The sequence below is a fragment of the Nostoc sp. DSM 114167 genome, assembly GCF_052692655.1.
This window is the reverse complement of the sequence record NZ_CP195116.1, coordinates 7073755-7086580: the sequence shown is the minus strand read 5'-3', so window position 1 is coordinate 7086580 and position 12826 is coordinate 7073755. Positions and strand designations below refer to the sequence as shown.

11 protein-coding genes are annotated in these 12826 nt (G+C 42.8%); 5 read left to right on the top strand and 6 right to left on the bottom strand.

The window, feature by feature from the left end:
• Nucleotides 1-63 precede the first annotated feature (63 nt).
• The 4 genes from gloA2 to NSTC731_RS29815 all read left to right on the top strand — a co-directional run bounded on the left by gloA2 (nucleotide 64) and on the right by NSTC731_RS29815 (nucleotide 3536).
• On the top strand, nucleotides 64-450 hold the full coding sequence (gloA2, locus tag NSTC731_RS29830) for an SMU1112c/YaeR family gloxylase I-like metalloprotein (protein ID WP_445628105.1): 387 nt from the start codon (nucleotides 64-66) through the stop codon (nucleotides 448-450).
• Between the two features lie 44 nt (nucleotides 451-494).
• On the top strand, nucleotides 495-1148 hold the full coding sequence (locus NSTC731_RS29825) for a CatB-related O-acetyltransferase (protein WP_445628104.1): 654 nt from the start codon (nucleotides 495-497) through the stop codon (nucleotides 1146-1148).
• A 282-nt stretch (nucleotides 1149-1430) separates the two neighbouring features.
• The gene (gene bioU / locus NSTC731_RS29820; protein ID WP_322684543.1) at nucleotides 1431-2450 is read left to right on the top strand and encodes a (S)-8-amino-7-oxononanoate synthase BioU; all 1020 of its coding nucleotides are present in this window, start codon (nucleotides 1431-1433) and stop codon (nucleotides 2448-2450) included.
• Between the two features lie 174 nt (nucleotides 2451-2624).
• On the top strand, nucleotides 2625-3536 hold the full coding sequence (locus NSTC731_RS29815; protein WP_445628103.1) for an alpha/beta fold hydrolase: 912 nt from the start codon (nucleotides 2625-2627) through the stop codon (nucleotides 3534-3536).
• Between the two features lie 65 nt (nucleotides 3537-3601).
• On the opposite strand, the gene NSTC731_RS29810 is transcribed toward NSTC731_RS29815, so the two are convergent.
• Nucleotides 3602-3967 (bottom strand): phospholipid-binding protein, encoded by a 366-nt coding sequence (locus tag NSTC731_RS29810; protein ID WP_445628102.1) that lies wholly within the window; start codon nucleotides 3965-3967, stop codon nucleotides 3602-3604.
• A 271-nt stretch (nucleotides 3968-4238) separates the two neighbouring features.
• Here NSTC731_RS29810 and ilvN point away from each other — a divergent pair, with 271 nt between their 5' ends.
• Nucleotides 4239-4757: an acetolactate synthase small subunit gene (gene ilvN, locus NSTC731_RS29805; protein ID WP_322670465.1), complete on the top strand. Its 519-nt coding sequence runs from the start codon at nucleotides 4239-4241 to the stop codon at nucleotides 4755-4757.
• 107 nt (nucleotides 4758-4864) lie between these two features.
• On the opposite strand, the gene NSTC731_RS29800 is transcribed toward ilvN, so the two are convergent.
• The 5 genes from NSTC731_RS29800 to NSTC731_RS29780 are packed head-to-tail and all read right to left on the bottom strand — an operon-like array spanning nucleotide 4865 to nucleotide 12752.
• Complete coding sequence (locus NSTC731_RS29800; RefSeq protein ID WP_445628101.1) at nucleotides 4865-5998, bottom strand: YbjN domain-containing protein; 1134 nt, start codon at nucleotides 5996-5998, stop codon at nucleotides 4865-4867.
• 3 nt (nucleotides 5999-6001) lie between these two features.
• Nucleotides 6002-6160, bottom strand: a complete 159-nt coding sequence (locus NSTC731_RS29795; protein WP_445628100.1) for a hypothetical protein — start codon at nucleotides 6158-6160, stop codon at nucleotides 6002-6004.
• Between the two features lie 26 nt (nucleotides 6161-6186).
• On the bottom strand, nucleotides 6187-6738 hold the full coding sequence (locus NSTC731_RS29790; RefSeq protein ID WP_445628099.1) for a DUF6939 family protein: 552 nt from the start codon (nucleotides 6736-6738) through the stop codon (nucleotides 6187-6189).
• A gap of 3 nt (nucleotides 6739-6741) precedes the next feature.
• Nucleotides 6742-7542, bottom strand: a complete 801-nt coding sequence (locus NSTC731_RS29785) for a hypothetical protein (RefSeq protein ID WP_445628098.1) — start codon at nucleotides 7540-7542, stop codon at nucleotides 6742-6744.
• Nucleotides 7530-12752: an eCIS core domain-containing protein gene (locus NSTC731_RS29780; RefSeq protein ID WP_445628097.1), complete on the bottom strand. Its 5223-nt coding sequence runs from the start codon at nucleotides 12750-12752 to the stop codon at nucleotides 7530-7532. The genes NSTC731_RS29785 and NSTC731_RS29780 overlap by 13 nt, the downstream gene beginning before the upstream one ends.
• Nucleotides 12753-12826: the final 74 nt, after the last annotated feature.

The window sequence follows — 12826 nt, the reverse complement described above, 5'->3', positions numbered from 1 at the left end:
ATATGGTTGGGTTCCCACCTGCGTACACTCTCTTAATAATTGTATTAAAAAAGCAAAACTCCAATGAAAACCACTGGTATTCATCATGTAGCGATTATTTGTTCTGACTACGATCGCTCCAAAAAATTTTATGTAGAAGTTTTAGGCTTTCCGATTATTCAAGAGACTTTTCGCGCCGCCAGAAATTCTTATAAATTAGATTTAAAAGTTGCAGAAAATACTCAAATCGAACTATTCTCTTTCCCAAATCGTCCAGAACGATCTAGTAACCCAGAGTCTTGTGGTTTAAGACATCTTGCTTTTCAAGTTGATGATGTAGAGGAAACTGTTTTTTATTTAAAATCAAAAGGGTTAGAGGTAGAAAATATCAGAGTTGATGAAATTACAGGCAAGAAATATACTTTCTTTAAAGACCCAGATAATTTACCATTAGAAATTTATGAGCATTAAAATTACTTCTAGCCAAACTTCTTATCACTATAGATAATCAAGCGATGTCTACGATGCTCGAATATACTTCTCCTCCCATTTGGCTAAATGCTCATATTCAAGACCCGCGCATCAAAGTTGGAGATTACACCTACTTTGATCGGCACATCAGTTTGGCAATATTTACCCCAAAAGATCGGATTGAGATTGGAAAGTTTTGTTCTCTGGCTAAGGATATCGTTATTTTTGGTGGAGGAAACCACATTATGACAAGAGTAACGACATTTCCTTTCAAGTGGTTATCTGAGGAAGCTTCTCCAGAAGAACGTTACACCGATGCATCTGCTTGCGGGGTGACGAATATTGGCCATGATGTTTGGATTGGGCATGGAGCAACGATTTTGTCAGGGGTGAAAATTGGGAATGGTGCAGTTGTGGGCGCACAGGCTGTTGTTGCTTGTGATGTTCCTGCGTATGCAATTGTGGTCGGTAATCCAGCTAAGATAATTCGGTATCGGTTTGAGCCTAAAACAGTAGAACGGCTGCTAGAACTATCTTGGTGGGATTGGGAGTCACACAAGATTGCAGCTAATTTAGATTTGCTATATACCAACCCGGATGAATGGCTACCAGAGATCGAGTTGAAACAGCCACAAGCAGATGTATTGAAATTGATCGGGATGCCGCCATCAGCAGAACACAGAACAGATAGGTATTGAGCCGAGGTGGCACTTCCACATCCTAGACATCTAGCACCAGTCTAATTGCTGTTTATTATTGCCAAAATTTCTATATTAATAACTATGCCTATATTCCCAGTCAAAAAACTCAAAAGCGATCGCAAACACATAAATATCTGCAATATCCAGCCAAAGAACCCAGGATAATGAATCATAATTAATCTCTATAGCTTTGAGTTATCAGCCATCAGCCACCAGTTACCAGCCGGAAGCTGAGATGCCGAATAATCAGGGCTTTGGATTCAACTTAACGAATTGACTATGAATTCTGAACAAATCAAAAATTCTCTAAATATTTCGCCAGCGATACGTGTGGGAGTACTGGGTTTCGGCGGACTCGGACAAGCAGCCGCCAAAGTAGTTGCTGGCAAACGAGAAATGATTTTAGTCGCAGCAGCAGATCAAAAAGGTTACGCTTATGCTGCTGAAGGTTTAAATACTGAAAAATCTGTTGCAACCTATCAGTCTCAAGGTTCGGTGGGTTATTTAGAGCCAATTGGTACATTAACAAATCAAAGTATTCAAGATTTAATCGAAATAGCTGAAGTAGATGGGTATTTTTTGGCTTTACCCAACCTGCCAAATGATTTTATTCCCAATGTCGCCAAGGAATTTATCAAATCTGGTTGGCGTGGGGTACTAGTAGATGCAATTAAACGCACCACTGCTGTAGAACAACTCCTAGCGATGAAAGAGGAACTGCAAGCCGCCGGGATTACCTACATGACAGGATGCGGTGCTACACCTGGACTGTTAACAGCAGCAGCAGCTTTAGCCGCCCAAAGTTACGCCGAAATTCATCAAGTTGAAATTACCTTTGGGGTGGGAATTGCTAACTGGGAAGCTTACCGCGCCACTGTTCGGGAAGACATTGGCCATATGCCTGGTTACACAGTAGAAGCTGCTAGGGCGATGACTGACGCAGAAGTAGAAGCACTACTAGATAAAACTAATGGCGTGCTGACCTTGAAAAATATGGAACACGCTGATGATGTGATGTTAGAAGTAGCGGGGATAGTAGGACGCGATCGCGTTACAGTTGGTGGTGTAGTCGATACCCGCAATCCCAAAAAGCCCCTCAGCACCAATGTGAAGGTAACAGGGCGTACCTTTGAAGGAAAGATTTCCACCCATACCTTTACTTTGGGAGATGAAACCAGCATGGCAGCAAATGTCTGCGGCCCTGCTTTCGGCTATCTCAAAGCTGGTAGACAATTGCACCAACGCGGCATCTATGGAATATTTACCGCAGCTGAAATTATGCCCCAATTTGTTAGGTAAATAGGGAATGGAGACTGGGGAGCAGGGGAGACAAGGGGACAAGGGGGACAAGGGGGAATATTGAATAAGTCTCTCCCTTGTCTCCCCCCTCTTCTTTGTCTACCTTGTCTCTTCTCCATGCCCAATCCCCAATTCTTATAATGGTATTTCAGTGCTGATAAATCGGAGGTAAGTGTGACCACTACGGTACACTGGCAGGAACGAGTTGGTAATCAAAGAGATTGGATTTGGCGTGGCTGGCAAACTCGCTACACTTACATTCGCCCTAGTCAAAATCACCACAACACAACACCTCTAATTCTGTTACATGGCTTTGGCGCTTCTATTGGTCATTGGCGACATAATTTAGAGGTGTTGGGTGAGCATCACACAGTTTACGCTATAGATATGCTGGGTTTTGGCGCTTCTGAAAAAGCCGCAGCTAATTACAGCATCGAACTCTGGGTTGAGCAAGTTTACGATTTCTGGAAAACATTTATCCGTCAACCAGCGATATTAATAGGCAATTCCAACGGTTCGCTGATATCTATGGCCGCCGCCGCCGCCCATCCGGATATGGTGCTGGGTATGGTGATGATGAGTTTACCAGACCCGTCATTAGAACAAGAAGCAATTCCTCCTGTCCTGCGCCCACTCGTCACCGCAATTAAAAATGTTGTCGCTTCACCGTTGATACTTAAACCTGTATTTAACTTCGTGCGCCGTCCTGGGGTGCTGCGTCGCTGGGCACGTCTTGCCTACGCTAACCCAGAGGCGATTACCGATGAACTGATCGAAATTTTAGCAGGGCCTCCCCAAGATCGGGGTTCTGCAAGGGCGTTTAGTGCTTTATTCAAAGCGGCGATCGGAATTAACTTTAGTCCTAGTGTCAAGACAGTATTACCAACCTTAACAATTCCCATGCTTTTAATTTGGGGACAAAAAGACCGGTTTGTGCCGCCAGCACTAGCTAGCCAATTTGCCCAATATAACCAGAAGTTGGAACTGCTGAATCTGGAGGATGTAGGGCATTGTCCCCATGATGAATGTCCAGAACAAGTGAATCAAGCGATTTTAGATTGGATTGAGAGAGGAGTTAGGAGTTAGGAGTTTGAATTCTTCCCCTGCTCCCTCATCTCCCTCATCTCCCTCAAGCTTCTACCTTTTTGCACCTAGCCAATCGTCGCCTGGTTAGTGTCAACATCTGTAGCACCATTTACAGAACTCGCTACAGAAATCATTTTGTTGAGAATTTCTTGACTGGGGACTTTACCTTTCAACACTACAGTGCTACCCGTCTGAGCAACCCAAAGGGTATTAACATCGTCGAGTTGGGGATCTTCATCAAATGCCAACGCTACCCGCTTTGCCAAACCACTTTGGTCATATTCTCCGCTTAACCCTAGACGTTCTGGAGGTATTGATTGCGTAGCATTAGCGACATCACTACTAGGAGCTTGCTGTATAGCCTGTGGAGCCGGATTTACTTCTGCATTTTGAGGTTTTTCCATGCCAAACAATCTTTGTAGCCAACCCATAAAAATTTTTCTCCTATTAGAAACCGATCAAATCTGAGTATAAAAGGTTTGCAACAAATGCTGCATCTGCCAACAAAAAGATATACATTCAATCAAATTCTTGCTTGCAGTAGAATTTCTAAACAATTTCTCGATTGGAAATGCAATAGAGTGCAACGCTTAAGTTTACAATAGGAGGTCGCACTGAAAATTTAGTGCGGTAGTAGGTCTAGCATTGCCCTTAGCTAGTGTCTGCGTTACTCAATTCCTGCTCTAGCCTCTGTTGGCGAAGATGAAACATACCCTTTCAGTTCTCGTAGAAGATGAGGCGGGTGTTCTTTCCCGCATATCTGGTTTATTTGCGCGTCGCGGCTTTAATATTGAAAGCCTTGCTGTTGGTCCTGCTGAACAAGGAGGAGTCTCCCGAATTACAATGGTTGTCCCTGGTGACGATCGCGTGATTGAGCAACTCACCAAACAACTGTACAAGTTAGTCAATGTCCTGAAAGTGCAGGATATTACCGAAACCCCTTGTGTAGAGCGAGAATTGATGCTTTTGAAGGTGAATGCTAGTACCAGCAATCGCTCAGAAGTAATCGAACTGTCTCAGATTTTCCGGGCGCGAGTCGTGGATGTGGCAGAAGATTCTCTCACCTTAGAAGTTGTGGGAGATCCAGGTAAACTGGTAGCGATCGTGCAAGTATTACAAAAATTTGGTTTGAAAGAAATCGCCCGTACTGGCAAAATTGCCCTAACTCGTGAGTCAGGCGTGAATACTGAGTTACTCAAATCTTTGGAAGCAAAGGTTTAGTTGGGAATTTAAATCAAGACTCAGAAATACTCAAACGCAGCAGAAGTCATAGTGGCAATTGTTACTATGACTTCTATTTAGGGACTAGCAAAAAAACAAATATCCGACTACCCTTCAATTTTGGCGATCGCTTCTTCCGGTGAGACATTACCATAAATCACAGACATAATCCCTGGCAGATATTCATCCATCATCGTGACATTGGCATAAACCACCCGTTGAATGAGTGCTGAACTGAGTTTGTCACCTTCGACATCAATGCTGGTTTTGTAACTAATCTCGCCATCGGTAAAATCTAGTTCAAAGTTGCCGATAATCATGCCAGAATTAGCTCTAGTTAAAAACTCTGCTACAGCCAACCGCTTATTTTCTGGTGCGTTGACTGGACAAATTGAATAAAAAACGAATTGATTTTGTTCACTTCTTGCCCTAGCGTAACAATTCCATTTGCCATTTTCGCCTTGGAACGGTATTTGTAAAGCTGGCTGTCCTGGAAGTTGTACAAACGGCCAATTATCAGCTTGGAAGAAATTGATTATTGCTTCAAAAATACTACCATCTGTAGAATCTGAGGGCAAATTTGCCTCTATTTTTTGTGTTATCTCATCTGTATTAATATCAGTGAATTCAGTGAAAAATTTATCTATCCCTTCTAGCATTTTTGCAGCAGATTTTTGAGTTTTGGCTGACAAATTTGCCTCAGTCCAATCTTTAAAAAAGTTGACAATACCTTCAGCAATTCCTTCACCGTTCGTGCTTATTTGATCCAGATTTTCTGGACTAATATAAGACCAAAGAGTACGATAGCCGATTTCGCCTGATTCTTGTTGCTGTTTAACAGATAAACCCAACCAACTTTCGGTGAAGAGGATTTGGTTATCAGGTTCTTCTTGGCTTAAATTCAGGATATATTTTGCCGTTTCATCAATGTTGATGGCGTGTTCAGCCAGGAGTGGTAATAAATCGGGTTTCAGGCTGGTTTCAATGGTGATGTCTGGTTCGCTGAGGAATTTACCAGATGATAGAAGGTTACGCGCATCTGGTTTGAGATTGAATAAGGCAGTGCTGTCGATGCGTTGGTAGAGTTGCGGGTTGACTTGAAAAGTGAGGCGACACGTAATGAGTTCGTTGTTTTGCTTGGTGAGAGATAGGGCGATCGCGCGAACGGTTAGTAGCGATTGGGAGGAGTCGTGTAGGGTTAGTTCGCTGTCTAATTGATAATTTTCAGTCTGCTCTACCATATCCTATAAATTTCTGCTTGCATTAGCGACAACTTGAAAAGCACTGCGGCTTAAATTTTTAGCATTGTCGATGGCGATCGCACGAACAGTTAAGGGAGATTGGAAGGAGCCATGTAGGGTTAAGTCGGTGTTTATTTGATGATTTTCAATATGAGTTGTCATGCAAATTTATTAATATTGTTCTAGATTTAAGTCGGCCAATTATCTTCTAGGTATAGCTTAATCAGACCTGCGTGTGATAAAGGCTTTGATAAGTTATTTATGTCAGAGTTAGTTTCGTAATCTAACAAAACAACATTTGTATGTGCTGCAAGTTCTTTTAATTTGTCTATTAAGTCTGGAACACAGTTCTCTAGTACCCAGCGATAGGAAGGTAAGTATATTTGTTGTCGCGCTTCTTGATAGCAAAGTAGTGTATCACCTGTTAAACCAGTACGATGTCCTAATACTTTTCCATACTTCCGTGCTGAACGCTTGATGCCTTTCATATCAGCAATTGACAGTTTGGTAGGGTCTACATCTGCGGTTTCAAAAACTTTTAAACCCTGCCAAATTCCTTCTACCGTCATGCTAAATTCTCCTGGTGAGAAGGGAACAGGTATTCTACCATGAGGATAAAAAGGACTGAAGTGAACCCAAGGTTCAGAAGCACGGGACGTAACATCAATGATAACTGCATCAGGATAAACTTTAGACAAATTATCAACAGATGCACGGCGATTTTTGATGATTAATGACATATCTCAAACTGCCGATACTTTAGAAGATTCTGGTAAAGAAAAAATGTTGGGAAACATTGGTGAAGGTTCAGGTATAGCTAGACCCGCCTCCAAAAAGCTATATTGCTCAGGAGTTATGGAAATGGGTGTAAAGCCATAATGACGAGCTAAAGCTGCGACTGCACAGATAGGTGTTTCAAAGTCTGGATAACTACGGGGATGAAAATTCATCCACTCACCTTCATCTTCTGCCATCCAAAAATTAGCAATCTCCTTCAAAGCTTCTTCTGTATGACTATGGTCTTGGGCTGGGATACTTTGAGCAAGCTGTAGCCAAGCATTATCTTCTTCATTACTTGTACTTTCTGGTAGATTAGCAGTAAAATCCCTTTTGACCAACATCCAGAAAACCTGCTCTGATATTTGCTGACTCTTTACAGGTGTTGCTGGAAGGCTTTGGATAAAATCCCACTCTCCCCCAAGAGCTGCATATTGAGCAGCTTGGATGATTTTACCTTGAAGAAACATTCCCAATGCTGTTAAAGAAGACCAATGCCGCCACACAGTATGCTCGGCTCCGACTGCGTACAATAATGAAGTAATTTCTAATACTAACTCTGTAATGGATTTTGTAGCCTTCTCCCAGCTTAAGTTTTCTTCACTAATCAAAGTCTTAACAGTATTCAAATCTCTTTGGATATAGTGAATGACATCAGTTGCATATTCAGAAATGCCAATCCGGCGTTCTGATACTGACGGCAAGGTAATTTTTTCAACCTCTTGTGCTACAAATTCACAAAAATCTTGATGGCTTAAGATTCCCATTCGCGTAATCCACCTTGACTTTGAGCTTTTTGTCGTGCGGTTTGGTTTGCTCTGGCTCCCAATCTTTGAGGGCTTTCGCTCATTTGAGCATCATCTTGAGCAACAAGGTTGTCTCCTGGGATACTACCAGTAAATGCTACCTCAGCTTCGTTGAGGATTCTAGTTTTAATTTTAACCTTACCCTGGTTTTGTAAATCTTGTATATTGATTGCTTTTTGGTCTATCAGTTCTTGAGCAGTAAACAAATAGACAAATATCCTACCGACAACATTTCCTGTAGTACGTTGATTTTCCTTTAATGTTCCTTTTTCTCCAAAAGCATACCTAGCTGCATGTTCTGCATTTTTCGAGGTAGATATCAAGGGTATACTAATGAATTCTAGGTTTTTATATTGACCATTTTCTGCCTTTTGAAGTTCTTTTTCAAAGGCATCGTATCTGTTAACGTAGTCTTGAATCATAGCTAAGAATAAGTTATCAAACTGTTGCTGCTTGTTACTCCACCATTGTTTAACGCTCTTTGGATCTTTTGTTTTTTCTACTTTCTCACGTACAAGTTGTGCTGCTGTTTCTAAATCAGATTTACTAACATCAGAACCATCTGGTTTTTTACTACCTGCTATTTCACGAGCGGCTGCACTAAAAGTAGGTTCGCCTACTAGTTTCTTCTCTAATTGGGTGTTATAGTCTTCTTGATTCCAATTTTTCTTGAAATGAATTCCTCTATATAAAGCAAACGCACCTTTTGGCTCATCAGTTTCATCCAATTTGCGTTTCTTTGTATCGCCTTCAGGATTAATCTTAACTTTGATGTAATAAGCGCCCTCTTTGTCTTTCTTCAGCTTGGCTGATTTGAGTCTATATTTTGATTCTAGTTGTGGAAGTTTTGCCCTAATGCTATCAGGGGTAGCTCTCTGTTGGTTGAGAATCTGTTCAGCATCGGTGACAGCTTGAGCAACAATCGTCTGCTTTTGCTTGTTAGTCTGCTCATCAGCTTTAGCATCTTTGGCTTGCTTTCCTTTCTCTTTATCTTTACCAAATCCAAACTTATCTTTGACTTTATTGCCAAACTTATCAAACTTCTCCTTGACGGATTTTTTCTTGCCTTCAACCCAGTTATGAGCCGCTGCTTTCTTATCATTAACCCACTGCTGACCAGCTTCCTTCTTATCCTCAACCCACTGCTTACCGGCTTGATATTTCTCCTTCGCCGAATCTTTCAGCTCTCCAGCCTTCTTACCAAACTTGCTATTCTTAACCTTATTACCAACTTTCTTAAACGCCTTCGCACCTTTATCAATTACCCAATCAACTGCTTTTTCCATCGGTTTCCGCAGCTTCTGGAATATTGCCTGAACCTTGTCGGCAATTCCATCTAAGCCCAAAAGACTTGCTAAGAAACTGATGACGACTGGTAAAGATTTAGCTAGGGCATTTTCAACACCCTTGATTGCTTGATCGATCGCACCACTAGCGATCGCACCAATTGCATCCAGTATCGCATTAATTAAATCGGCAATCTGCTGGGCGCGTTCAATAAAGAATTTAACAATCTCATAAATCGCCTTAGCAGCTTTGATGAATGCTGAAGCTGGAGTCAACAGGCTGAGAATCCACTCAATCCCGGCTGTAATCACTTTTTCAATGATAAAGTTCTTGATGGGTTCGATCACCAAAGCGTTGAGGTCGCCCATCTTCTCTTGGACAAACTCCCAAATCCCAGCCACTCCCTGACTGGCTAAAACTTGAAATACATCAACAGTTTGTTCCAATCGGCTGACCTTTTCTTCACCCAATCGTTTCACAGCTTGGGCACGAATTGCTTCGTAGGTGAAGCCTAAAAGCTGCATCGCTAGGCTAAAGATTCCTTTGAGGTCGAAGTTTTCTGGCATTTGAATACCAGTTTCTGCCATTGTGCCTGTCAGCCAGCCAATTAATCCTTGCTGGAGATGCTTCCCGATATTATTCATGAAGTTGAGGAAGCCTTGCTTCAGCGCCTGGATCAAATTACCCAAGAAACCAATCGGGTCTTTGAGAATTTGCCCAACTACACCAGCAACTCGTGCTAGCACTTGCAAAAGCATTTTGGTCAGTTCAACGATTGTCTTGATGACTCCCACGATAAAGTCGAAAGCTTTTTGAATAAAACCTTTATTTGCTGCCTTCATTTCTTCAATGCGGGCATCAACAGCTTCCAAATTTTCTTTGTACTTCTGGGCTAGGGTATCAATTAGCTCATCTTGCTTATCGTCAACACTTTGTTGCAATTCTTCAAATTTGCTATCAATGTCTGCGGCGGCTTGTTGACCGACTCCTTTCAGGTCTTGCGGCAGTTTGTTGACATAATTCTGAATCTCCTGCTTACCATTGGCTATTTCTGCTTTGGCTTGGGTCAGTCCTTTACTGATAATGGCGACAACTTTGTTAATGACACCATCCATCTGATTGATGTAAAGCTGGCGACCTTCTTGATAGAAAGTGTTTACCTCTGAGGGCATACCAAACAATTTGTCTTTCAGCCATTTTGCTGGCCCCCAAAAGCCACTGTAGCGATCGCTCTTATAATCGTCCATCCGCTTGCCAACGTAATCCTCGAAGGCTTTTTTGGCGTCAGCAGCACCAGCATCAAAGGCTTGTATAACTTGCCCGTCTAGTTCGCCGAGGGTTTTCTCAACTTTGCCTTTGGTCTTGTCATAAATCTTATTAATATCACCAGCAACTTTTGCCCGTGCTTGCTCATCCTTGCTTTTAGCTCCAACCTGTTGCTCCCCTACCTGACCCAGGTTTTGGGTACGGATACCGTGCATTCCTTGCAAATGCTGCTGGGCTGTAGCTTCTGCCGTAGCTTGAGCGGTTGCGAGTATCCCTTGCTCTTGTTGGCGATATTGTGGCGGCGCTTCTTTTGCATTGGTTTGAGCGTCTTTCTTGGCTGCGAGTGCCCCTTGAAACTCCGGTTCATTGGAGTTTGCTAATTGCTCCTCGGTAATATCCGCCTCTTTCATCTGCTGGTCAAGTTTTTTACTGTCATCTTGCAGTGGTGCTTCGACTTCACCTTGTCCCTTAGATTTGGGTGCAGCTTTATCTGCATCAACGCCTGTTGGCGCTGTCCCTGGCTCATTCTTGGGTAGTGGTGTTACTTGTTTAGCCTCAATCCCACTAGCATCAGGTTTTTCTTTAGTTTTCTCTTCTAGCTGACCCTGAGAGCTTTTCTGTTCTTCTTTGACTTGGCCACTCAAATCGCCTTTCACAGAGTCAAGTTTGTTGTTATTTTTAAAGTTGTCTGCCTCTTCCAAGTTCTTGGGAGCCATATCAGCAATGCGCTCCATCAATTTGGCTTTGAAAGCGGCAGCGTCAAATCCTGGTGTTGGGGCTTGTTGCATCTCCCCAACTTGATTGGCTTGCGCTTTGCTGTCTACTTCATTACCTGGGGGTTGGGCTGCTGCTTGGGCTTCTTGGGCTTTGCTATTAGCAGGTGGGTGTTTTTTCTGTTGTCCTGCAACTTCTTTGGTTGTGCCGACTACCGCTTGAAATGCTGGGTCATCTTCAGGACAAGTGGGAGCTTTTTTACCATCAACTGCTGTAATGGCTACATTTGCTCTTGGTAATGCTGCGATCGCTTTCCCGGCGTTTTCTCCAGATAAATCTGCGTTTACCTTACCTACATCTGCTCCTTTGCTTTGAGCTTGCTGTTGAGAATCGACCTTTTCTGTATTAACTTTGGTATCTTTTGACTCAAGCTCTTTTGGTTGATTTCCCCCAACCTCAACCTGTTTCTGAGTTACTGCTGCACCAACCTTTTTTGTCGGGGGCGGATCTGTTGCCGCGTTACCACTATCATCTGGGGGCGTGGGACTAGCTTGATGTTTTTCTGTTGTAGCTTGATTTTGTTGTTCGCCGTTTTCCGTATCAGTTTCGGACTCTAATTTTTTTTGGTTATCTTCGTCACTTGGTTTTTGGAAATTCTCTCGCAGTTGGATAGCTAGCCCATGCCCCGCAGAGGTTGTCAGCACTTTTGTCTGAAGTTTATTTTCTTTTGGTGCTACATGAAGAGATTTCGGCTGTACTGCACTGCCATTCTGCTGGACAACGTGCGTCAACTCATGGGCCAGTAATTCCTTGCCTGCATCACTTCCAGGAGAGTATTCGCCTTGACGAAAGAACACATCCTGCCCTGTGGTAAAAGCACGAGCTTGTATAGATTCATTTAAACGATTAGATTGAGCATCAGTATGAACCCGGACGCTACCGAAATCAGCCCCAAATGCTTGCTCCATTGGGTGCTTGATATCATCTGCAAGTGGCTGCCCATTGCCACGTGCTTGTTGGATTGAAGTTTCTAGCTCAGATGTTGCGGCTGTCCTTCCTCCACCCTGACGCTGCACCAAAGGAGTAACAGAATCCGCCAGAGATTTCATTTGTAATTGGTCTTCTTCTGGTAATGCCTCCTGTGGGATAGATTGCACAGGTTCGCTCATCCTCTGCATTACCAACTGGGCGACGCTATCAGCCTCCTGCTCATAAATGTCTCCAGGTTGGCTAACTGTCAGTTTTGTTTGTGGACGCCGCAGTGATATTCGACTAATGTCATGTCCAAGCGGCTTCATTTGCAATTCTTCTTCTGATAGTTCCTCCCGTTGCAGCGAGGGAGTTGCTTTCAAAGATTTCATTTGTACTTCTTCTAGCAGTTCCTCGCGCTGAATACTGCCCTCTGGTTTCATTTGCAATTCTTCTTCATCAGATAATTCTTCTTGCTGAAGTTTCCCACTCTGTGGCTGATAAATTCTTTGCATTACCTGACGCGCTGTTTGGTCAGCTTCTTGCTCGTATTTATCTCCAGGCTCCCCAATCGTCAGTTTTGCTTGAATTGGTGTTGGTGTATCTGGCCTTCTGACTGGAATATTGGCAAAGTTATGACCAAATCGAGTTGCTTTTTCCAATCGAGAATTCAAAGATAGATCCATCTTGGCTTGCAATACAGTCAGCCGTTCTTGTCCCTCTGGCGTAATCGTCCCATACTTGGCTTGTAATTCCAATCCAGTTACTTCCATCTTTTCTTCTGCAAAAGCTTCATTCTCTACATCCGTTTGTGTCACGAGCGTAAAAGATGCTTTTTGAGTTTGCCCACCAAATGGTCTATAGGCCAATTGAGGAGTTTGTTCTGGTGCTTGAAAATTAGAAAAGCTAGATGAGGGACTTTTGAGAGATTTCATCGGTTTTGATTGCAACTATTGAAGATTCAATTTGTCTAGGTGATTAGTTTTGATTGTCATTTACCCAAAATTGC